This window comes from Lentzea sp. NPDC006480 (assembly GCF_040611995.1).
GTDB lineage: Bacteria > Actinomycetota > Actinomycetes > Mycobacteriales > Pseudonocardiaceae > Lentzea.
Map to the genome: position 1 here is coordinate 76442 of NZ_JBEXPJ010000005.1, position 21687 is coordinate 98128.

Sequence of the window (21687 nt, forward strand, 5' to 3'; positions counted from 1 at the left end):
CAGAACTATAACCTGTTCTAGTCTGACTTCCGGGGAGGTGCGATGTACGACGTGATCGTCGTCGGCAGCGGCGCGGCGGGCATGACAGCCGCGCTCTGCACCGCTCAGCACGGCCTGCGCACCCTCGTCGTCGAGAAGGCCGAGCACTTCGGCGGCTCGACGGCGCGGTCCGGCGGAGGCATCTGGGTGCCCAACAACCACGTCGTCGCCGCGGCCGGGCGACCCGACTCGCCCGAGCAGGCCAGCAGCTACCTGGAGCACATCGCCGGGGACGTGCCGGCCGAACTCCGGGAGGCGTTCCTGGACGCCGGACCCGCGATGCTCGCCTTCGTCGTCGCTCACACGCCGCTGAAGTTCCGCTGGGTCCGCGACTACGCCGACTACTACCCAGAGGCACCGGGCGGACAGCCGCGCGGCCGCTCCGTCGAACCGCTTCCGTTCAACACCGCCCTGCTCGGCGAGGAGATCAAGGACCTCGAACCGCCGTACGTGCCGACCCCGGCGGGCATCGTGATCACCCAGTCCGACTACAAGTGGCTGACGCTGATCGGTCGCCATCCACGCGGCCTGCTCACCGCCGTGAAGGTCTTCGCCCGCCGGTTCCTGCCGGGTCGCCGCCTGACCATGGGCCAAGCGCTGGCAGCAGGGCTGAGAGCCGGGCTCAAGGCGCTCAACGTCGAGGTTCGGCTCAACACCGCGATGACCGACCTGCACTACGAGAACGGCCGGGTCGCCGGAATTCTCGTCGGCGAGAAGCTCATCCTGGCGAAGCACGTCGTTCTGGCGGCCGGCGGGTTCGAGCACAACGAACAGCTGCGCAAACAGCACCAGGACATCGGTACGGAGTGGACAGTCGGCGCGAAGGCCAACACAGGCGACGGCATCGAGGCGGGTGTCAGGGCAGGTGCCGCGGTGGGCCTCATGGACGAAGCCTGGTGGGGGCCGTCGGTTCCGCTGCCGCGCGGCCCGTTCTTCCTGCTGGCCGAACGCTCGTTGCCCGGCTGTGTACTGGTCAACAGCACCGGCGAGCGCTTCGTCAACGAGGCCGCGCCCTACATCGACGTCGTGAAGGCGATGAACGGCAAGACCTGGCTGGTGTTCGACCACGCCTACCGCAGCCGCTACCCGTTCTGCGGCATCCCGCCCCGCCGGCCGTTGCCGCGGCGCTGGAAGGACTCCGTGCTCACCGCCCCCAGCCTGGAAGAACTCGCGCAGGAAGCCGATCTGCCCAACCTCGTCGATGCGGTTCGACGGTTCAACACGCTCACCGTCGAGGGCAAGGACACCGACTTCCACCGCGGCGACAGCGCGTACGACCGCTATTACGGCGATCCGCGCAACCACCCGAACCCCAACCTCGCACCGCTGACCACCGGCCCGTTCTACGCGGTCAAGATCGTGCCCGGCGACCTCGGCACCAAGGGCGGCCTCAGGACCGACACCCGTGCGCGCGTGCTGCGCGAGGACGGTTCGGTGATCGACGGCTTGTACGCGGCGGGCAACACCATGGCGTCCGTGATGGGCCACACCTACGCGGGTGCGGGCGCCACTCTCGGACCGGCGATGACGTTCGGTTATCTCGCCGGACTCGACATCACTGGAGGAATGCGATGACGCAGGACGCGGTGCGGACGATCGACACCGGCGCGCCTCCCGCCCGGTTCGCGCGCGGCTGGCACTGCCTGGGCCTCGCGGACAGCTTCCGCGACGGCAAACCCCATGCCGTCGAAGCTTTCGGCACGAAGCTCGTCGTGTTCGGGACGGAGGACGGCAAGCTCAACGTGCTCGACGGGTACTGCCGGCACATGGGCGGCGACCTCACCCAGGGCACGGTCAAGGGCAACGCCATCGCCTGCCCGTTCCACGACTGGTGCTGTGGCTCGCGATCCCTTACGCCAAGCGGGTTCCGTTGCGGGCGCGCACCCGGTCGTGGATCACGCTGGAGGAGAACAAGCAGCTCTTCGTGTGGAACGACCCGCAGGGCAACCCGCCGCCGGAGCACGTGACGATCCCGCGCATCGACGCCGCGTTCAGCGACGAGTGGAGCAACTGGACGTGGGACTCGGTGGTGATCGACAACGCGAACTGCCGCGAGATCATCGACAACGTCGTCGACATGGCCCACTTCTTCTACATCCACTTCGCGTTCCCGACGTACTTCAAGAACGTGATGGAAGGCCACGTCGCGTCGCAGTACCTCACGACGCGCGGACGGCCGGACGTCGCGATGGGCTCGAACTACACCGGTGACGTGGAAGTTCGGTCGGAAGCCTCGTACTACGGGCCGTCGTACATGATCGACTACCTGTGGAACGACTACAAGGGCATCGAGATCGAGACGGTGCTGATCAACTGCCACTACCCGATCTCGCCGACCTCGTTCCGGCTGCAGTGGGGCGCGATCGTGAAGAAGCTGCCGGGTGTGTCCGACGAGCACGCCGACAAGATCGCGCACAAGTTCGCGCGCGGCATCGGGGTCGGGTTCCTGCAGGACGTGGAGATCTGGCAGAACAAGACCCGGATCGACAACCCGTTGCTGTGCGAGGAGGACGGGCCGGTCTACCAGCTGCGGCGCTGGTACGAGCAGTTCTACGTGGATGTGGAGGACGTGTCCGACGACATGGTGCGGCGCTTCGAGTTCGAGGTCGACACGAGCCGCGCCGTGGAGGCGTGGGAGAAGGAAGTCGCCGAGAACCTCGCCAAAAAAGAACCGGCACCTCAGCAGTCATGAACGAGCGGGACGAGTTTCTCGTCGGTGGCATGGTTCCGGTGGGCTGCGACTGCGGGAACCGGGTGCTGGTGAAGAAGAACAGCCCGCAGCACACTTCCGTGCAGTGGCTGTCCGACACCAGCACGTGTCCTGAGCTGTGCGGGCCGCGGTCGGCGTTCATGCGGACGTGCCTGCGGTTGCGGGACAGCATCGAGAAGGCCGTGCGGGACGGGACGCTGGAGGTCGCGGATGGCTGAGGTGCACCGGATGCGGGTCGACGCGGTGATCGAGGAGACCGCCGACGCGCGCTCGTTCGTGCTGTCGGGCGCGGATTTCTCGCCGCGGCCCGGGCAGTTCCTGACCGTGCGAGCGGGCGACGTGGCGCGCTGCTACTCCCTGTCCAGCGCGCCGGGTGAGCCGGTGAAGATCACGGTCAAGCGGACGCCGGACGGGTACGGGTCGCACTGGATGTGCCGTGAGCTGTGCGTGGGCATGGAGCTGGACGTCCTGGCGCCTGCCGGGGTGTTCACACCATCTTCGCTGGACGGGTCGCTGCTGGCGTTCGCGGCCGGCAGCGGGATCACGCCGGTCATGTCGATCATCAAGTCGGTGCTCGCGGCTTCCGGTCGGGTGTTCCTGTTCTACGCCAACCGGGACGAGAGCTCGGTGATCTTCGCCCGGGAGCTGGATGAGTTGTGCCGGGCGCATCCTGATCGGCTGACTGTCGTGCACTGGCTGGAGTCGGTGCAGGGGTTGCCGCACCTGGGCGCGTTGCGGGCGTTCGTGCGGGAGTGCGACGAGGCGTTCGTCTGCGGGCCCGGGCCGTTCATGGAGACTGCGCGCAAGGCCTTGCACGACGTGCCGGTCGTCCACATCGAGAAGTTCGTTTCTTTGTCGAGTGATCCGTTCTCCTCCGTCGAACCGGTCGCGGACGACCGGCCGGACGCGGTGGTCGAGGTGTCGCTGGACGGTGCGGAGCACCGGTTTCCCTGGCCTGCTCGGCAGAAGCTGCTCGACCTGTTGCTGGAGAAGGGACTCGACGCGCCCTACTCGTGCCGGGAAGGTGCGTGCAGCGCGTGCGCGTGCCGGCTCGTCGAGGGCGAGGTCAAGATGCTCAACAACGACGTGCTCGACTCCGAGGACATCGCCGACGGCATCGTGCTGGCGTGTCAGTCGGTTCCGGTCACCGACACGGTGAAGATCACCTACGAGTGAGGGGCTTGTGCATGCCGATCGACCCGGACGTGGCCGTGGGGGCGGAACTTCCCGAGATCAAGTTCTCCTGGACGCACTCGGACGTGCTGCTCTACCACCTGGCACTGGGCGCCACCGAGCTCCGGTACGTCTACGAGCAGGGGCTGCGGGTGCTGCCGACGTTCGGCGTGGTCGCACCCCGGTTCCACGAGACCGCGCCGCCCGCCGTGTCGTTCCCCGGTGTCGACATCGATCTCGCCCGAGTTCTGCACGGCACTCAGGAGATCGCCGTGCATTCTCCTTTGCCCGCGGAGGGCGAGGCCGTGCTGCGGACGCGGATCGCGGACGTGTGGGACAAGGGCAAAGCCGCGGTGATCGTGCAGGAGTCGACCGCCGTGACGCCCGACGGAACCGCGCTGTACACCACGAGGTCCAGCATCTTCGCTCGTGGCGAGGGTGGGTTCGGTGGCGAACGCGGGCCGTCGGGCAAGGTCGAGGTGCCCTCACGTGCGCCGGACTTCGTGATCGAGACCCCGACTCTGCCGCAACAGGCCTACCTGTATCGGCTTTGCGGAGACCGGAATCCCTTGCACGCCGATCCGGAGTTCGCCCGCATGGCCGGATTCGACCAGCCGATCCTGCACGGGCTGTGCACGTACGGCGTGGTGTGCAAGGCGGTGATCGACGCCGTGCTGGACGGGCCGGAGCAGGTGCTGTCGTTCGGTGCGAAGTTCGCGGGCGTGGTGTTCCCAGGCGAAACCTTGACCACTGAGGTGTGGCGGGACGGCTCGCAGCTCGTGCTGACGACGTCCGCTGGTGATCGTCCCGTTCTGGCCGACGCCGTGCTCACCCTGTCCTGACCAGGGTCTCCATCCCCTCGTCCCAGCGCCAGTCCCCGAGCAGGTGCACTCCTCCGAGCCACCTGTCGATCCCGTTGAGGGTCACGTGATCCGCCCGTCCGGCGAGCACGTCCGCTCCCGCGGGAGTCAGTCGCAGGGTGGGCGCGGTCTCCAGCAACGGGACGGTGGCGCGGGCCATCCGTGCCATCATCGCGAAGCACCACGTGTCGCCCAGGTACGGACGTGTCTCCCTGGCAGCCGCGCGAACGAACGCCGTGCCCTGGTCTTCAGCGCCGTTCGCGATGGCCGCCAGTACGCGCCGTTCGGTCAGCGACAGACCGTCGCGTGTGGACGGATACTCGCGGCTGAGGCGGTCGAAGGCCTCGCCGAGGAACCGCAGCTCACCGGAGCGGGTGGCGGCGATGGCGGCCAGGCCTTCCGGAGTCGGCGCGCAGAACGCGGCCCACGCCACCTGGGCGAGTTCCAGCGCCGCAGGGGTCAGCCGGGCACACGCCTTCGTGGCCGGCAGCTCTTGCAACTGAGCCGCGGTCAGCTCACCGAGTCCGCCGAACCGGGCGATGCCGGGATACTCGCCGATGCAGATCAGGGTGATGCGGTCCGCGGGCACGCCAAGACCGGCAAGCCGGTCGAGGATCTGGATGATCTGCAGCTGGTCGTACAGGTCAGCCTCGAACCACAGCACGTACTCGCCGTCCCTGGCCGCCGCCAGGGTCAGGTCGCGCTCGGCGAACATGTCCGAGCTCTCCGCGCGGTCGTCGACCCCGCTCTCCACGAGGAAGCCGGCCCTGATCCGGCGGAGCTCCTCCGGCCCGACCGCGGGCACCGGACCCTCGTGCAAGGAGTCGCGCCAGTACAGGACCCGCTTCGCGGGCACGTCGGTGGCGTCGCCGTTGCTGACGTGCAGCGCCGCCGGGTCGAGCTCGGTCACCTGCCCAACAGTAGCCCGCTCGTCGGAACCCCGGTACCTGCCGTGACCAGCACGTGCTCGACGTTCGCGACCTGGTTCGCCGCAGTGCCGCGCACCTGCCTGACACCCTCGGCGATGCCGTTCATGCCGTGCAGGTAGGCCTCGCCGAGCTGGCCGCCGTGCGGGTTGAGCGGCAGGTCGCCGTCCAGTTCGAGAGCACCCGACGCGACGAAGTCCTTGGCCTCACCCCGGCCGCAGAAGCCCAGCTCTTCCAGCTGCACCAGCACGAACGGCGTGAAGTGGTCGTAGAGCACGGCGACGTCCACATCGGACGGTCTGATGCCCGACTTCTCCCACAGTCCTCTGGCCACCACCCCCATCTCGGGGAGCCTGGTCAGGTCGTCGCGGTAGTAGCTGGTCATCGTGAACTGGTCGACGCCGCTGCCCTGCGTCGCCGCCCTGATGTGCGCGGGCTTGCGGGGCAGGTCGCGAGCGCGTTCCGTTGACGTGACGACGAGAGCGACACCGCCGTCGGTTTCCTGACAGCAGTCGAGGAGGTGGAGCGGCTCGGCGATCCACCGCGACGCCTGGTGCTCTGCGAGAGTGATCGGGCGGTTGTGGAACCACGCGTGCGGGTTCGTGGCCGCGTGCTTGCGGTCGATCACCGCGATCCGGCCGAAGTCCTCGGAAGTCGCGCCGTACTCGTGCATGTACCGGCGGGCGAACATGGCGACCATCGCGGCCGGCGTGCCCAGGCCCATCGGGTACGACCAGCTGTTGTCGATGTTCGCGGCGGCCGCGGTCTGGACCTGGCCGAACCGGTGGCCCGACCGTTCGTTGAACGCGCGGTAGCAGACGACTGTTCTGGCTGCCCCGGTCTCCACGGCCATCGCGGCCTGCTGAACGGTCGCGCACGCCGCCCCGCCGCCGTAGTGGACGCGGCTGAAGAACGTCAGCTCCGGGATGCCCAGCTCGCGGGCGACCGCGATCTCGGCGTTGGTGTCCATGGTGAAGCTGACCAGTCCATCCACATCGGACGGTTGCAGACCGGCATCCTCTATCGCCGCTCGAACGGCCTCGGCGGCGAGCTGCAGTTCGCTGCGGCCCGAGTCCTTGGAGAAGTCGGTCGCGCCGATGCCCACGATCGCGGCGCTCATGCCGGCACCTCGATCTTCACGATTCCGGTGACGTGGTCGCCGTGATCGGTCCTGCCGACGACCTCGATGGTCAGGTCCTGGTCTTGACGTTCGACGACCTGGCCGAAGAACTTCAGCGTGTCGTAGGCGTAGCAGGGCGCACCGAGCCGGATGTTCACCTGCCGCACCAGCGCTTGCGGGCCCGCCCAGTCCGTCACGTACCGCTGCACCAGGCCGGTCGTGGTGAGGATGTTGATGAAGATGTCCTTCGACCCGCGTTGAACGGCCAGGTCGCGGTCGTGGTGGACGTCCTGGAAGTCGCGGGTGGCCAGCGCGGTGCTGATCACGAACGTCGGCGTGGCCTCGACGTGCCACTCAGGCAGGGAATCACCGGTCCGCACGGGGCCTCCAGCTCGGCATCGTCAGTTCGTCGTCGACCTTGGTGAACACGACCTCGACGGGCAGCCCGATGCTCGGTTCGCCGTCCAGCTCGCCGAGCATGCGCACGCCCTCGTCCAGTTCGACCAGGGCGATGACGAACGGGGTCTGCTTGCCCGGCACCTGCGGGTGGTGGTGCACGACGTAGCTGTAGACGACGCCGCGGCCGTCCGAGACGAGGTACTTCGGTTTGGTGGCACCGCATTCCGGGCACATCGGGCCAGGTGGGTGCCTGAGCAACCCGCAGCCCCCGCACCGCTGGATGCGCAGCTCCCCCTGGTTGCAGCCCTCCCAGAAGTACTCGGTGTCCCGGTTGACGGAGGGACGAATGACCTGGGTGACCTGAGGTTCGGGAGTGGGCGCGGCTTTCTCCGCCGGGCGGAACTTCAGCACCCGGAACCGCATCTCCGCGACCGGTTCGTCGCCCACCCACCAGGTGCTCCTGGTCGTGACGAACCAGCCGTCGCCCAGCCCGGTCTTCTTCGGACCGGTGACGTCCTCCAGGCTCGTCGTCACCGACAGGTGCTCGCCGACCTTCAGGTACCGGTGGTAGGTCTGGTCGCTGTTCGTCGCCACGACGGAGGTGAACCCGGCCTCGTCCAGGATCTTCATCATCGCGCCGAGCGGGTCGTCGAGGGTGCGCTGGCCGTGCAGCCCGGCCATCGTCCACACCTGGACCATCGCGGGCGGCGCGACCTCGGTGTAGCCGGGGTGCTGGTCGCCGATCGCCTCCAGCCAGTTGTTGATCATCGGCAGGTTGACCGGATCGCGGGCGAGCCTCGGCGCGCACTCGCCCTGCTCGGCGATGCGGGCGGCCTCTTTCTCGATGTCGATCATCGCACCACCCTGGGTAGGCCGAGCCCGATGTTCGCGATCAGCTCGCGCTGGATCTCCTGCACTCCCCCGCCGAACGTCAGCACGAGGTTGCGCCGCGCCTGCACGTCCAGCCACCGCACCAGTTCCTGATCCGCGCCGTGGCGTCCGACGAGCTCCTCCAGGATCCGGCCGACGCGCTGGGTCCGGTCCGCCGCGAACACCTTCGTCGCTGACGCGTCCGCGACCTCCACCTCACCCGCAGCGACCTGCCAGTTGAGCAGCTCGTTGACCCGGTGCACCGCGCGTGCCTCGGCGAAAGCGCGCTGCACGTCCGGCAGATCGAGCAGCCCGCGTGAGGCCGCCCAGTCGTGGACCCGGGAGATGAGCGCGCCGAGCCGGCCGGACGGGCCGAGCATCACGCGTTCGTGGTTGAGCTGGGTGGTGATCAGCCGCCAGCCCTTGTTCTCCTCGCCGACCCTGCGGTTCTCGGACACGCGCACGTCGTTGTAGTAGGTGGCGTTGACGTGGTGCGCGCCATCGCACGTGATGATCGGCGTCCACGAGTAACCGGGATCGCGAGTGTCGACGATGAGGATCGTGATGCCCTTGTGCCGCGAGTCCGGCGTACCTGTGCGACAGGCGAGCCACACGTAGTCCGCGTCGTGCCCGCCGGTCGTGAACGTCTTCTGCCCGTTGACGACGTAGTGGTCGTCTTCCCGGACTGCCTTGGTGCGCAACGCGGCCAGGTCCGTGCCCGCGTCGGGTTCGGTGTAGCCGATCGCGAAGTGGAGGTCACCGCTCAGAATCTGCGGCAGGAAGAAGTCCTTCTGCTCCTGAGTGCCGAACGCCTGCAACGTCGGCCCGACGGTCTGCAGCGTCACGTACGGCAGCGGCACATCGGCCCGCGCCGCCTCGTTGACGAAGATCTGCTGCTCGACCGGCCCGAACCCGAGACCTCCGTACTCGACAGGCCACCCGACGCCGAGCCTGCCGTCCCGCCCGAGCCTGCGCACCAGCTCGCGGTAGACCTCGCCGTGGCGTTCGGTGAGCATCGCCTCGCGTTCGTGATCGGACATGAGACCGGCGAAGTACTCGCGCAGCTCGTCCCGCAGCTTGAGCTGGTCGGTGGTGAGGTCAATGAACATCGATGGCCCCCAAGCGGTGCTCCACTCCGCCGACGAACCGCGTCAGCTCCTTGGCCATGCCGTAGTACCGGTGCATCGGATACGTGATGTCGAGGCCCAGCCCGCCGTGCAGGTGGTGGCACGTGTGGACGGCCGGCAACGCCTCGGCCGCCAGCCAGTAGGCCGCGGTGCCGAGGTCGTTGTCGTCGAGGTTCCAGCAGGCGGTCACCGTCGCCAGGTGCAGCGTGCGGGACGCGATGTAGACGTCCGCGACCTGGCAGGCGGCCGATTGGAAGGTGGACAACGGCTTGCCGAACTGGTGGCGCGTACCGACGTGCTTCACCGTCAGGTCGAGCGCGCCTGCCAAGACGCCGTCCGCGACCGCGCAGGCCCCTGCCAGCGCAAATCGACGCAAGTCCTCAGCCGCACCCTGGAGTTCGTCGCCACGCGCACCTTCGAAGCGCACAGTTCCGTCCGATGTGGACACACCGGGCTGCGCCGGATCGACGACGTAGACCCCGGCGTCCGTGCTCACGAGGATCCGCCGTGCCTCAGCCGCGTGCGGCACGTTGATCTTCACACCGAAGATCCCGTCAAGCCCCGCGGTCGTGCTCGGCGAGGCGGGCAGCGGTGACGACGGCTCGCTCAGCGCCGCCGTCAACACACCGTGCTGCTCACTCACCAGCGGCAGCAACTCGTCCTGCTGCTCCGCCGTTCCGTGCTTCACGATCGGCAGCACGCCCAACGCCAGCGTGGCCAGCGCCGGCACGTCCACCGCCCGCCGCCCGACCTCGGTGAGCAACACGGCCGTCTCCAGCACGCCAAGCCCATCGCCACCGAGCCGTTCCGGAACGGCGAGGGACAGCAATCCCGCCTCCCCCAAGGCTTTCCAGGGCGTGTCGCCCTCCCTGCCCAGCACGTCCGCCGCCAACCGGGCGATCTCCTGCTGGGTGTCGTCGAGCCCGAAGTCCATCAGCTCTCCCTCGGCAGTCCGAGAATGCGTTCTCCGGCGAGGTTCATCAGCACCTGAGTGGTTCCGCCCGCGATGCTCAGGCACCGGGTCAGCAGGAACTCGTGCACCAACGAGTTGTCCGCAGCGGCATCCGGTCCGAGCAGCTCGACGGCGAACTCCGCCACGTCCTGCCGCTGCCGCACCCCGACGAGCTTGCGCACACTGGACTCCGCGCCCGGTTCCTGTCCGCTCAGCACCCGCAGGCTCGCCCGCAGGTCCAGCGCCGCCACCGCGAGCCCCTGTGCCACCAGCTCACCCAGCCGTTCCGCGTGTTCAGGGCCGACCGGTGACTGCAGAACACGTTCCAGCGCCTCGCCCAACGACGACCCCATCGCCACGCGCTCGTTGGCCAAAGTGGTCCGCGCCAGGCGCCAGCCGTCGTTGACCTCACCGACCACGCAGGAGTCCGGCACGAACACGTCGTCGAGGAACACCTCGTTGAACCGCGCGTCCCCGGTGATCTCCCGCAGCGGCCGCACGTCCACACCGGCGGACTTCATGTCGACCAGGAAGTACGTGATGCCCTTGTGCTTCGGGACGGTCGTGTCGGTGCGGGCGAGGCAGATCGCCCAGTCCGCCTGGTGCGCGAGCGAGGTCCACACCTTCTGCCCGGTGAGCTGCCAGCCGCCGTCCACCCGGACCGCCTTGGTGCGCAACGACGCCAGGTCCGAACCGGCCTCGGGCTCGCTGAACAGCTGGCACCAGGTGAGCTCACCGCTCAACGTCGGCCGCACGAACCGTTCCTGCTGCTCAGGTGTCCCGTGGCGGAGGATCGTCGGCCCGGCCCAGCCACCGATGATCAGATCCGGCCGGCGCACCCCGGCACGCGCGAACTCGTCGTCGATCACGGCAACCCTCGCCGGTGACGCGTCCAGCCCGTACGGCCGGGGCCAGTGCGGCACCAGGAAGCCGCTGTCCGCCAGCCGTTTCCGCTGCTCTTCAAGCGACAACCCGGCGATCTCCGCCGCGAACGCCCGCACGTCCTCGTCGCGTTCGACCTCGACGGAGTGCGACCGGCGTGCCCCTGCCAGAGCCAATTCGGCGACCCGGCGGCGCCACACCCCGACACCACCCGCGAGCTGCTGCAACGACAGCGCGCGCCGCAGATAGCGGTGAGCCTCGTGCTCCCAGGTGAACCCGATGCCGCCGAGCACCTGGATGCAGTCCTTGGCGTTGCGAACCGCCGCGTCGAACGCCACCGCCCCGGCGACCGCCGCCGCCAGCGGGTGTTCGTCCTCGCCGAACGCGCGCGCCGCGTCCCACGCGACCGAGCTCGCCTGCTCGGCCCGGCACAGCATCTCCACGCACAGGTGCTTGATCGCCTGGAACGACCCGATGACACGCCCGAACTGCTGCCGCTGTTTCGCGTACTCCACAGCGGTGTTCAGGCACCACGCGGCGATCCCGCTCGCCTCGGCGGCCATCAGCGTGATGGCGAGGTCGGTCGGGTCGTCGAACGGCTGCCCCGGCTCGTCGACCACCACCGACCCGAGCGAACGCGACAGGTCCACCGCATCGAGCGGCGTGACAGAAACCTGGGACGCGGGCACGAGCTGCCAGGAGTCCGTGCGCACCAGGAGATGCGTCGCCTCCGCGGCCCCGACCACGTGCTGAGACGAAAATCCGAACCCGGCGATCCCCTCGAAACCTGGCACCAGCACGGACACCAGTGCCGTGGGCAGCAACGGCCCCGGCACGAGGTTCTCCGCCGCCCGTTCCAGCATCACCGCGAGATCGGCGACCGTGCCGCCCTCCCGCGTCACCTCGAAGAACCCGACCCGGACGAGGTCAGCCCACTCGCCCTTGGCCGCGTCCACACTGTCGCGCAACGCGCGTTGTTCCCCGGTCGTGGCGATCGGCATGCAGCCTCCTCCAATACGTGAAGGAGTTTATAGAACGTGTTCTAATTCCGTCTACAGATCATGGCCGCCAAACCGATCGAGTACGATGAAGGGGCTGCTGCAACACGTTTCAGGAGGATCATCTCCGTGTCACCTTCGAAGGCGCGCACCGACGCACTCATGGCGGGCGAGGAGCTCAGCTCCGCGGCCCAGCGCGAGCGGCGCAAGCGGATCGTCGACGCGACCATCGCGCTGGCGTCCAAGGGCGGGTTCGACGCCGTCCAGATGCGCGCCGTGGCCGACCGGGCGGACGTCGCGCTCGGCACGTTGTACCGCTACTTCCCCTCGAAGGTCCATCTGCTCGTGTCGAGCCTCGCGGTGGAGCTCGAACGCGCCCAGGAGAAGATGGACCGCACCACGGTCCCGGGCGACAGCCCCTACGAGCGCGTGCTGTTCGTCCTCGGCCGCATCACCAGGGGCCTGCAGCGCAACCCCCACCTCACCGAGGCGATGACGCGCGCGTTCACCTTCGCCGACGCCTCCGCGGGCGCCGAGATCGACCGGGTCTCGCTGCTGATGGAGAGCATGTTCACCCGCGCTATGAGCGCCGAGGAAGCGACCGAGGAGCAGAAGGCCATCGCCCGTGTGATCAGCGACGTGTGGCTGTCCAACCTGGTCGCCTGGGTCACCCGCCGCGCCACCGCCACGGACGTCGCCAACCGCCTCGAACTGACGGTCCGCCTGCTGCTCAAGTAGGTCGTCCTGCGGGATGACCCCGCAGTCACTCCGCCGAACGATGCAGGCGCACGCCGGTCCCAATACCGTCTGTCCTATGAAGACGCTCGCGGTCGTGCTCGGTGTGCTGGTGGTCCTCGGCGGCGGCACCGTCGTGCTGGTGAACCACTTCGGCGGCTGGAACACGCTGATCGGCAAGGCGTGGGCCATCACCTACGAGGTGACGACCCAGCCCGCCGCCGGCGCTCCCGTGCAGGTCGAGTACACGGAGAACCCGGACCGCAACAAGAAGGAGTCGCCGCACGTCGTCAGCAAGGCGGTGGCTCCCGTCCCGTTCACGACCGAAGTGATCATCAACTACGGCGAGAAGGCCGAGATCACCGCGACACCCAGCGGCGACCAGGTGCTGAAGTGCCGCATCCTGCTCGACGGCGTCAAGGAACTGGCGACTGCGACGGCCGCGCCGGGGCAGAAGGTCAGCTGCACGGCGGTCACCGCGACGTGAGGTCAGGCGGTGAGGACCGGTGCGGCCGCGAGGCCCAGTGGCCGCTCGGCGAACGCCTGCTCGGCCGCCACGGCGTAGCTGCGGTTCTCGCTCGCGTCACCGAGGACCGAGTCGACCCAGTCCTGCACCAGGGCGACCGAGTCGGCCTCCCACAGGCACGTCACCAGGGCCATGTCCTGGCTCGGGTAGAACTGCAGCACCTTGACGCCGTCGGGAGCGCCGTCGCCCGAGATGAGCCGCTGCCCGCGCGGGAACGCGGTCTCGGGGTTCTTGATGTGGTGGTGGACGATGACGTACATGGCGTGCCTCCTCGTGTCGAACCGATGGGCACGACGCTAGGCAGCCAGGACCAGGCACCGCCTCGCTCGGATTGACCAACCCGGACACCGAGGGCATCACCAGGATTGACCACTCAGGCGAGATGGTGCTCGTGAGCGAACGCGCTCGCGGCCGTCCGCGACGAGACACCGAGCTTCACGAAGATGTTCTGCAGGTGCCGGGCCACGGTGTGCTCGCTGAGGAACAGCGCCGCGGCGATCTGGCGGTTGCTCCTGCCGGTCGCGACGAGCCGCAGCACCTCGATCTCCCGGTCGCTGAGGCCGTGCCGATGGTCCGGCACCAGGGCGGCCACCTCCGGCCGGGCACCGAGCGCCGTGAGCGTCTCCAGTGCGGCTTGCATCTCCAACGCGCACGAATCGTTGTCGCCCAACAGGCTGCACGCCCGCGCGATCAGCGCACGGCTGCGGGCGGCCTCGTAGGGAGCCTCGATCTGGTGCCAGGCCTGCCACGCCTTGCGCAGCGACGCCAGCGCCGCCTCCGGCTCACCCGACGCCAGTGCCAGTGCCCCGCGGGCCTGCCACGACATCGCGTCGATGGCGTCGTTCTCCTGCTGCCCCGCGATCTCGCCGAGCTCGCGGCAGGCACCGGCGGCCGCGTCGAGGTCGCCCGCCACCAGCATGATCTCGACGTAGGCCGGCAGCAGCGCGACTCTGGGCAGCCCGCGGGACGTCTCAGCCACGATCCGGCGGATCATCGCGGCGGCCGAGCCGGACCTTCCCTGCGCCAGGAGGAGCAGGGCGTGGCCGGGTTGCGGTTGCCTGCCGAGGGCGCTCGCCCTGCGGTAGCCGTCCTCGGCGAGAGCGAACTCCCCGCGCAACCGGCGCACCTCGGCCTCGCGGTACGCGGCGTCACCTCGCGCCCGCTCGTTCAGCACTCCCCTCGTCAGGTCCTCACCGAGCCTGCCCAGCTCCGCGAGCGCCTCGTCCCACGCCCCGCTCAGCGTCATGATCTCCGCGCGGTGCACGAGGCAGACGCCCTTGTGGGCCACCATGCCCGGCTGACGCGCGCACCACCGCGTGAGCGCGGCGGTCCACTCCCGCACCCGGCGCAGCTGGTAGACCTCGCGGCAGAAGGAGATCGTGTTGCAGTACACGATCCCGGCGACGATCGGCGAGAGCTCCCCCGTGGTGACGGCGACCATCGACTCGTCGATCAACCGCAGACCGTCCGGTGTGTTCCCGCACCGGACGAGCGAGTGGCCCTGCTCCATCATTCCGAGCGCGACCAGGTCGTCGTCGCCGAAGCGCTCCCCCACCTCGACGATCTCGGCGGCCACCACGCCCGCCGCCTCGGCCTCGCCGCTCATCAGGTGGTCCAGCATGTCCGTGATCAGCACGTAGCCGCGCTCGGCGACGTCGTCCCGCTCCCGTTCGAGCAACCGCCGCGCCCGGCCGAACCAGCCCGTCGCGGGCGCCACGTGCCCGCGGAACAACCAGCTGTGCCCGATCCAGAACGCGCACCGCAGCGCTCGCATCGGCGCGCCGTCCCGCAGGTGCGCCCGATGCGCCTGCTCCAGAGCGCTCACGTACTCGTCGTCGCGGCCGAGCATGTAGGCACTGCGGGCGAACAGCTCCAGGTCCGCCGCGTCCAGGTCTCGCCCGGTGAACGCGGTGTAGGCGTCCTGCCAGTTCGCCGGTTCCACGACCACCTCCGACCGCCGCGCCATCCTGGCACAGGTCACCTCTTTCAGCCTGGTGAACCGACAGGGCGGAGCGAACAGGACAAAACGCCGCGATACATCGGATCTCTTCGTACCGGGAAACCGGTTACCAGTCAGATTCGGCGCCTTGGCGCATTGACCCATCGGAGCAGTACTGCTTGTGTGGCCCCGAGCACAGGGGGTCACATGACAACCAGCAGACGGCAGTTCTTCGGTCAGGCAGCGGCGGTCTCGGCCGGGGTCGCGATGGCGTCACCCGCCGTGGAGGCGCTCGCGGCTGCCGATCCGCCCGGCGGCGCCGGCCTCGTCGAGGTGGCCTTCAAGGTCAACGGCGAGCGCAAACGGCTCAGCATCGACCCCCGCGTGACGCTGCTCGACGCGCTGCGGGAACGGTTGCAGCTCACCGGCACCAAGAAGGGCTGCGACCGCGGGCAGTGCGGCGCGTGCACGGTCCACGTCGACGACCGGCGCGTGCTGTCGTGCCTGACGCTGGCGGCGACCTTGCAGGGCAAGGAGGTCACCACGATCGAGGGCATCGCGGACGGCGACGAGCTGCACCCGGTGCAGCGGGCGTTCATCGACCACGACGGGTTCCAGTGCGGGTTCTGCACGTCCGGCCAGATCATGTCCGCGGTCAAGGTCGTCGAGGAACGCGAGGTGCGGACCGACGACCAGATCCGGGAAGCCATGTCCGGCAACATCTGCCGCTGCGGTGCCTACCCGAACATCCTCGAAGCGATCAAGCAGGCCAAGGACGGTGGGCGCTGATGCACGCGTTCGACTACGCCGCACCGTCTTCGGTCGCCGACGCGTTGAAGCTCGCGAAACCCGGCTCCGCGTTCCTGGCCGGCGGCACCACACTCGTCGACCTGATGAAGCTCGACGTCCTGACGCCGGACCGGGTGATCGACGTCAACGGCCTGCCGCTCAAGGGAATCCGGCTCCACGACGGCGCACTGCGGATCGGCGCGCTGGAGCGGATGGGCGACGTGGCCGCGCACCCGGTCGTGAACGCGACGCACTCGATGATCTCCCGCGCGTTGCTGCTCAGCGCGTCCGGGCAGCTGCGGAACATGGCGAGCATCGGCGGAAACCTGATGCAGCGCACCCGATGCGACTACTTCCGCGACGTGACGTCGGCGTGCAACAAGCGCCTGCCGGGCAGCGGCTGTCCGGCGCTGACCGGGATCAACCGCGGTCACGCCATCCTCGGCACCAGCGACTCGTGCGCCGCCACCCACGCGAGCGACGTCGCGGTCGCGTTCGTCGCGCTGGAGGCCCAGGTGGTCCTGCGCGGCAAGGACGGCGACCGAACCGTGCCCCTTGAGGACTTCTACCGCCTCCCCGGCAGCACACCGGAACGCGAGAACGTGCTCGGACCTGGCGAGCTGATCGCCGAGGTGGTCGTGCCGACGCTCCCCTGGGCTCGCCACAGCACCTATCTGAAGATTCGCGACCGCCAGTCCTACGAGTTCGCACTCACCTCCGTCGCGGCGGCGGTCAACCTCAAACGCGGTGTCGTCCAGGACGTCCGGCTCGCCGCGGGCGGAGTGGGCACGAAACCGTGGCGACTACGCCAAGTCGAGGAGGCGCTGAAGGGCAGCGTGGCGGTGGAACGCACCTTCGCGGACGCCGCCGAGTCCGCTGTGGACGGTGCGCGACCACTGGCGCACAACGCGTTCAAGACCAGTCTGCTCAAGCGCACGATCGTCCGCGCCCTGCTCGACGCGGCAGGTGTGCGATGATCGGGCGCTCGGTCGACCGCGTCGACGGTCGCGTCAAGGTCACCGGCGCGGCACCGTACGCCGCCGACACCAAGATCCCCGGCCTCACCTACGGCTACCTCGTCACCAGCACGATCGGCCGCGGCCAGCTCACCTCGATGGACACGAGCGCGGCACTGGCATCTCCCGGCGTGCTGGCCGTCTACACGCCGTTCAACCCGCTCAAGCTCTTCGCGTACGTGCAGGAGCAGAACGACGAGCGCTTCCCGCCGTTGCAGGACAAGGAGATCCGCTTCTTCGGCCAGGCCGTCGGGTTCGTCGTCGCCGAGACGTACGAACAAGCTCGGGACGCCGCCGGCCTGATCACCGCGACCTACCAGCAGCAACCGCCGGTCACCGAGTTCCCCGGCCTCACCCTGCGGAAGATCGAGGAAGTCGAAGAGGTCAAGGGCACCCAAGCCCTGGGCGACATCACCTTCACCGCCAGCTACACCACTCCGTTCCAGCATCACTGCGCGATGGAACCGCACGCGACCGTGGCGACGTGGACCGGCGACCACCTGACCGTCTACTCGGTGTCGCAGGGCGCGCTTCTGGTGCAGCGCAGGCTGTCCGAGACGCTCGGCATCGACGCGGCCAAGATCCACGTGCTCAGCCCGCACGTCGGCGGCGGGTTCGGCGGCAAGTGGGGCAACTGGGCGCAGGTCCCGCTGGCGTGCGCGGCTGCCAGAGCGCTGGGCAGGCCCGTCAAGGCGGTGCTGACCCGCGAGCAGGTGTTCGCGATGGCGGGCCACCGGCCGATGACCAAGCAGACCCTGCAGATGACCTGCACTCCGGACGGCAAGCTCACGTCGATCGTCAACGACGGCGTGACCAGCCGCGGCCTGGGCGGCAACTGGTCCGAGTCCGTCGCGAACTGGACGCTCACCACCTACGCGAGCCCGAACATCCGCGTCACCAAGACGATCGTGCCGCTCAACCTCGGCGCCGCGACCGTGATGCGCGCACCCGGCGAGGCCAACGGCTCGTTCGCGCTGGAGAGCGCGATGGACGAACTGGCCGAACAGCTCGGCATCGACCCGCTCGAGATGCGGCTGCGCAACTACGCGACTTTCGTGCCGAACACCGGGAAACCGTGGTCCGCCAAGCACCTCGACGAGTGCTACCGGATCGGTGCCGAGCAGTTCGGCTGGTCGAAACGGCCGAGCAAGACGCGTGCGACCGTCGACGGCGACTGGCTCGTCGGCACCGGCATGGCCACCGCGACCTACAACGCCTCCCGCGGCCAGGCCTCCATCAAGGTCCGGCTCCACCCCGACGGCACCGCTTCCGTGTCGGGTACCGCGGCCGACCTGGGCACCGGCCAGTACACGGTGTTCGCGATCCTGGCGGCGGACGAGCTCGGCATCCCGGTGGAACGCATCCGCCCGGAGCTAGGCGACTCCACCTCCCCCACCGCGGCCAACGCGGGCGGCTCGGGGTCGACCTCCACCAACGGCCCGGCCGTGCAGGCCGCGGCCAAGGCGGTGCAGGCCGAGCTGATCACCTTGGCGACCACCAATCCGCGTTCTCCGTTCTACGGAAAGGAAGCCTCCTACCGCGACGGCAGCGTGTCGTCCGGCGGCCTGACGATGAGCTTCGGCACCCTGCTCACCACGTGCGACGTCGGCGGCGTCGAAGCGGTCGGCACCTCACCGCGGCTGGTCGATCCGGAGCACGGCTTCCGCTCGTTCGGCGCGCACTTCTGCGAGGTGCGCGTGCACCGCCTCACCGGCGAACCACGCGTGACGCGCTGGCTGTCCGTGTGCGACGCGGGCACGATCGTCAACGCCAAGGCGGCCCGCAGCCAGATCCAGGGCGCCGTCGTGATGGGCATCGGCCAGGCGCTGCTGGAGGCCACTGAGGTCGACCACGCGACCGCCCGGTTCTCCAACGCCAACCTGGCGAGCTACCTCGTCCCGGTGCACGCCGACATCCCGCGGATCGACGTGGCGTTCGTCGACCGGCCGGACCCCGTGATCAGTGGGCTCGGCGCGAAGGGCATCGGCGAGCTCGGCATCGTGGGTGTGGCAGGGGCGATCGCGAACGCCGTGCACCACGCCACCGGTGTGCGGGTCCGCGAGCTGCCGATCACGCTGGAGAAGCTCCTGGACTGACCCTCCGCGAGGTGGCGCGGAACTGCGAGCGGGTGCTGGGGCCGGACCACGTCCTGACCACCACCACCCGCCGCAGCCTCGCTTTCTGGCAGATCCGTGCTACCGGCTGATCACACGTTGTCGGTGTGTTCGACGCCGGCGCTGCGGTAGTTCTGCACCGCCGTCTTCACCTGGGCCGGGCTGAGCACCCGGTCCTTCGCGAAGTACACCCAGTCGACGTCCTGCTGGTAGGCCCGCTCGGCACTGCCGCCCTGCAGCCCGCCCGAGATGAACCACAGGTTGAAGTTGATCGACATCGGCGTCTCCGGGTAGTACTTGTCACCGTGGTCGGCCACCAGAGCGCCGTCGATGAAGTACTTCACCCGGCCGCCACCGACCTGGATCACCAGGTCGTGCCAGCCTGCGTAGCTGATCCGCTGCTCGTTGTGGATGTTGTCGGCGACCCACGGCTCGTTCTGGTAGGTCTCCCAGGTGGTCTCGTAGAGGACGTTGGCCGGTTCGCCCCAGCCGCCGTTGGGCAGGTACTCGAAGTCCATCTCGCCGTAGTCCGGGTCCATCGGCGCGTTCAGCGGCGTGATGGTGAAGAAGGTCTGCACGACGTTGTCGCCGTCCGGGCCGAACACCGGGGCGTCGCTGAACTTGACCCGCGCCGCGTAGGTGCCCTCGAAGAACTTGCGCTGGTGGAACATCTCGGTCTGCTTCGCCGCGGTTCCGTTGTTCCACGAGTCGAGCCGCAGCACCTTCGAGCCGTCCACGGTCGGGAACGTGACGCGCGACGGGTCCCATTCCGCGCCCGGCACACCGGGTCCGCCACCACCCGAGCGCACGGTCCAGCCGCGCTGACTGATCCGCGCGTCGCTGGAGCTGGTGTAGCTGAAGTCGTCGAACATCGTGGGGCCGTTGGGGTTCGGCGGCGTCGAGCTCGTCGTCGTCGTGGTGGGCGGGCTGCCACCGGGCGGAGTTCCCCACAACAACGTGCTGCCGCGGTAGACGGTCACCTTGTTCCACGCCGAGTAGGTGCTCTCACCGCGGAACGAGTAGTCGTCCGACTGCGTGATCGGGCCCCAGTTCGTGCGGTAGAACCTGAGCTGCAGGTCGCCGGTGTCCTGGCCGGCAGACAGGGTTCCTGCACCAGACGTGAATCCGACTTCCAGGTACCGGTCGGTGGTGCCGCTCAGGTTCCCGAACGTGCCGGTGACGTTGGCGCAGCCGCGGACCGCCCACGAGCAGGCGAACCGGTAGCCGACGTCCGGGGTCTCGCTGCGGAAGTAGTAGCGGATCTTCACGTCTGCCAGCGGCACTGTGGTGGTGCCGGAGTTGACCAGCTTGAACCACGGTTCGACCTGGTCGGTGGTCGCACCGGACGCGCTGGTCCGGTACTGGGCGGTGAGTGCATCGGCCGCGAAGGCGGTGGGCGCCAAGGCCAAGGCGGCGACGGTGAGCGCCGCGCAGGAAGCGGCCCAGAAAACGGTTATTGGTGCTCGCAAGGTTCTCTCCTCACTTCGGCAGGGATGGACAGTGCGGCGAGCCTTGATGCGTGGTGACGCATCCGGGTGGTGAAGCCCTCCCACTCCCGGCGCTGCGACCAGAGGGTGTCGGCCAGCGCGGCGAGGCGCGGAAAAGCCATGTACTCCAGGTGTTCTCTCGTGCGGATGTGCTCGGTCCACAGCTGGCACTGGGCACCGAGCACCCCGTCCGGCAGTGGCACGTGGTAGACGTCCTTGCTCGTCACGACGTGGCCGGGCTGGCCGGGCGGTTCACCCGAGTCCGACTGCGGGTAGTCGAGGTAGGTGGACGTGTGCGGGGTCATCACGACGGGCTGGCCCCGTTCCAGCGCTGTCGCGGCCTGGGTGACGTCCTTCCACGGCATGACGACCGAGCGCGGTTCGCCGGTCGGTTCCCAGGCCGCCGGGATGCGGCCGCGGTCGAGCAGGTACTTGGCCGCCTGCTTCAGGAACCTGCCGTGGATCTCCTCTGGCAGCAGGCATTCGTCGCCGCCGAGGTGCACGTACTCGCCTGGGAAGATCTCCAGCACCTCGGCCAGGACCTCGCGCACGAAGCCGAGCGCGTGCAGCCCGAACGCCGCATCGCTGATGCCCCAACGAGTCCAGACGGGCAGTGGTTCCGGCGCGACGCCGAGGTCCGGGTAGGCGGCGAGCGCGGCGCGGGCGTGGCCGGGCATCTCGATCTCGGGCATGATCCGGATGCCGCGCTCGGCCGCGTGCGCTACGAGTCCTTCCAGCTCGGCGCGGGTGTACGAGCCGCCGTGCGGGACGCCGTCGCCGTTGGTCTCGGTTCGCCAGCTGCCGACCGAGGTGAGCAGCGGGTGGCTCGGGACCGGCATGCGCCAGCCCTGGTCGTCGGTCAGGTGCAGGTGCAGGACGTTGAGCTTGTGCAACGCCATGAGGTCGATGAACCGGCGCACGACGTGGATCGGCTGGAAGTGCCTGGCGACGTCGAGCATGAACCCGCGCCACGGCAGCCTGGGCACGTCCCGGATGTCGACACCGGGCAGTGTCCAGTCCACATC

Annotated in this window: 20 protein-coding genes and 1 pseudogene; 10 read left to right on the forward strand and 11 right to left on the reverse strand. The window is 68.9% G+C overall.

The features are described from left to right. Positions 1 to 42 precede the first annotated feature (42 nt). The 5 genes and pseudogenes from ABZX92_RS03725 (at position 43) to ABZX92_RS03745 (ending at position 4764) form a co-directional block, all read left to right on the forward strand. Positions 43 to 1614 (forward strand): FAD-dependent oxidoreductase, encoded by a 1572-nt coding sequence (locus ABZX92_RS03725; RefSeq protein ID WP_355553524.1) that lies wholly within the window; start codon positions 43 to 45, stop codon positions 1612 to 1614. Beyond that, positions 1611 to 2731, forward strand: a pseudogene (locus ABZX92_RS03730) (Rieske 2Fe-2S domain-containing protein). Before ABZX92_RS03725 ends, ABZX92_RS03730 begins: the two are co-directional and overlap by 4 nt. Next, positions 2728 to 2967 (forward strand): hypothetical protein, encoded by a 240-nt coding sequence (locus ABZX92_RS03735; protein ID WP_355553527.1) that lies wholly within the window; start codon positions 2728 to 2730, stop codon positions 2965 to 2967. Before ABZX92_RS03730 ends, ABZX92_RS03735 begins: the two are co-directional and overlap by 4 nt. After that, positions 2960 to 3925: a ferredoxin--NADP reductase gene (locus ABZX92_RS03740; RefSeq protein ID WP_355553530.1), complete on the forward strand. Its 966-nt coding sequence runs from the start codon at positions 2960 to 2962 to the stop codon at positions 3923 to 3925. The genes ABZX92_RS03735 and ABZX92_RS03740 overlap by 8 nt, the downstream gene beginning before the upstream one ends. 11 nt (positions 3926 to 3936) lie before the next feature. Beyond that, the gene (locus tag ABZX92_RS03745) at positions 3937 to 4764 is read left to right on the forward strand and encodes a MaoC/PaaZ C-terminal domain-containing protein (protein WP_355553533.1); all 828 of its coding nucleotides are present in this window, start codon (positions 3937 to 3939) and stop codon (positions 4762 to 4764) included. Here ABZX92_RS03745 and ABZX92_RS03750 read toward each other — a convergent pair. Genes ABZX92_RS03750 through ABZX92_RS03780 form a run of 7 tightly spaced genes read right to left on the reverse strand, consistent with a single transcriptional unit; the run spans position 4751 to position 12059 of the window. Then, positions 4751 to 5692: a hypothetical protein gene (locus tag ABZX92_RS03750; protein ID WP_355553536.1), complete on the reverse strand. Its 942-nt coding sequence runs from the start codon at positions 5690 to 5692 to the stop codon at positions 4751 to 4753. The two genes, ABZX92_RS03745 and ABZX92_RS03750, sit on opposite strands and share 14 nt — an antisense overlap. Continuing rightward, positions 5689 to 6828, reverse strand: a complete 1140-nt coding sequence (locus ABZX92_RS03755; protein WP_355553539.1) for a lipid-transfer protein — start codon at positions 6826 to 6828, stop codon at positions 5689 to 5691. Before ABZX92_RS03755 ends, ABZX92_RS03750 begins: the two co-directional genes overlap by 4 nt. Then, positions 6825 to 7208, reverse strand: coding sequence for a MaoC family dehydratase (locus ABZX92_RS03760; protein WP_355553542.1), 384 nt, complete (start codon positions 7206 to 7208; stop codon positions 6825 to 6827). The genes ABZX92_RS03755 and ABZX92_RS03760 overlap by 4 nt, the downstream gene beginning before the upstream one ends. Next, positions 7195 to 8079 carry an OB-fold domain-containing protein gene (locus ABZX92_RS03765; RefSeq protein ID WP_355553650.1) on the reverse strand — a complete coding sequence of 295 codons (885 nt, stop codon included), beginning with the start codon at positions 8077 to 8079 and terminating at the stop codon, positions 7195 to 7197. The genes ABZX92_RS03760 and ABZX92_RS03765 overlap by 14 nt, the downstream gene beginning before the upstream one ends. Then, complete coding sequence (locus ABZX92_RS03770; protein WP_355553545.1) at positions 8079 to 9206, reverse strand: acyl-CoA dehydrogenase family protein; 1128 nt, start codon at positions 9204 to 9206, stop codon at positions 8079 to 8081. The genes ABZX92_RS03765 and ABZX92_RS03770 overlap by 1 nt, the downstream gene beginning before the upstream one ends. Next, positions 9196 to 10158, reverse strand: a complete 963-nt coding sequence (locus tag ABZX92_RS03775; RefSeq protein ID WP_355553548.1) for an acyl-CoA dehydrogenase family protein — start codon at positions 10156 to 10158, stop codon at positions 9196 to 9198. The genes ABZX92_RS03770 and ABZX92_RS03775 overlap by 11 nt, the downstream gene beginning before the upstream one ends. Further along, positions 10158 to 12059 (reverse strand): acyl-CoA dehydrogenase family protein, encoded by a 1902-nt coding sequence (locus tag ABZX92_RS03780; RefSeq protein ID WP_355553551.1) that lies wholly within the window; start codon positions 12057 to 12059, stop codon positions 10158 to 10160. Before ABZX92_RS03780 ends, ABZX92_RS03775 begins: the two co-directional genes overlap by 1 nt. A gap of 159 nt (positions 12060 to 12218) precedes the next feature. Between ABZX92_RS03780 and kstR the strand changes: the two genes are divergently transcribed. Both kstR and ABZX92_RS03790 read left to right on the forward strand, forming a co-directional pair. Further along, on the forward strand, positions 12219 to 12794 hold the full coding sequence (gene kstR / locus ABZX92_RS03785; RefSeq protein ID WP_355553653.1) for a cholesterol catabolism transcriptional regulator KstR: 576 nt from the start codon (positions 12219 to 12221) through the stop codon (positions 12792 to 12794). Positions 12795 to 12870: 76 nt separating this feature from the next. Next, entirely contained in the window at positions 12871 to 13278 is a 408-nt protein-coding gene (locus ABZX92_RS03790) for a hypothetical protein (protein ID WP_355553553.1), read from the forward strand. Positions 13279 to 13280: 2 nt separating this feature from the next. Here ABZX92_RS03790 and ABZX92_RS03795 read toward each other — a convergent pair whose 3' ends face one another. Together ABZX92_RS03795 and ABZX92_RS03800 are read right to left on the reverse strand one after the other, a co-directional pair. Continuing rightward, positions 13281 to 13577 (reverse strand): hypothetical protein, encoded by a 297-nt coding sequence (locus ABZX92_RS03795; protein WP_355553556.1) that lies wholly within the window; start codon positions 13575 to 13577, stop codon positions 13281 to 13283. A gap of 113 nt (positions 13578 to 13690) precedes the next feature. After that, entirely contained in the window at positions 13691 to 15298 is a 1608-nt protein-coding gene (locus tag ABZX92_RS03800) for a LuxR C-terminal-related transcriptional regulator (protein ID WP_355553559.1), read from the reverse strand. 225 nt (positions 15299 to 15523) lie between these two features. Here ABZX92_RS03800 and ABZX92_RS03805 point away from each other — a divergent pair, with 225 nt between their 5' ends. From ABZX92_RS03805 to ABZX92_RS03815, 3 genes are read left to right on the forward strand one after another with little or no spacing between them, the layout of a single operon-like run. After that, a complete protein-coding gene (locus tag ABZX92_RS03805) occupies positions 15524 to 16045 on the forward strand; it encodes a (2Fe-2S)-binding protein (protein WP_355553655.1) in 522 nt (173 codons plus the stop codon). After that, entirely contained in the window at positions 16045 to 17022 is a 978-nt protein-coding gene (locus tag ABZX92_RS03810; protein WP_355553561.1) for a xanthine dehydrogenase family protein subunit M, read from the forward strand. The genes ABZX92_RS03805 and ABZX92_RS03810 overlap by 1 nt, the downstream gene beginning before the upstream one ends. Then, complete coding sequence (locus ABZX92_RS03815; RefSeq protein ID WP_355553563.1) at positions 17019 to 19157, forward strand: xanthine dehydrogenase family protein molybdopterin-binding subunit; 2139 nt, start codon at positions 17019 to 17021, stop codon at positions 19155 to 19157. The genes ABZX92_RS03810 and ABZX92_RS03815 overlap by 4 nt, the downstream gene beginning before the upstream one ends. 110 nt (positions 19158 to 19267) lie before the next feature. Here ABZX92_RS03815 and ABZX92_RS03820 read toward each other — a convergent pair whose 3' ends face one another. Both ABZX92_RS03820 and ABZX92_RS03825 read right to left on the reverse strand, forming a co-directional pair. Continuing rightward, entirely contained in the window at positions 19268 to 20644 is a 1377-nt protein-coding gene (locus ABZX92_RS03820; RefSeq protein WP_355553566.1) for a cellulose binding domain-containing protein, read from the reverse strand. Next, positions 20629 to 21684 carry a family 20 glycosylhydrolase gene (locus ABZX92_RS03825; protein ID WP_355553568.1) on the reverse strand — a complete coding sequence of 352 codons (1056 nt, stop codon included), beginning with the start codon at positions 21682 to 21684 and terminating at the stop codon, positions 20629 to 20631. The genes ABZX92_RS03820 and ABZX92_RS03825 overlap by 16 nt, the downstream gene beginning before the upstream one ends. Between the last annotated feature and the right edge of the window lie 3 nt (positions 21685 to 21687).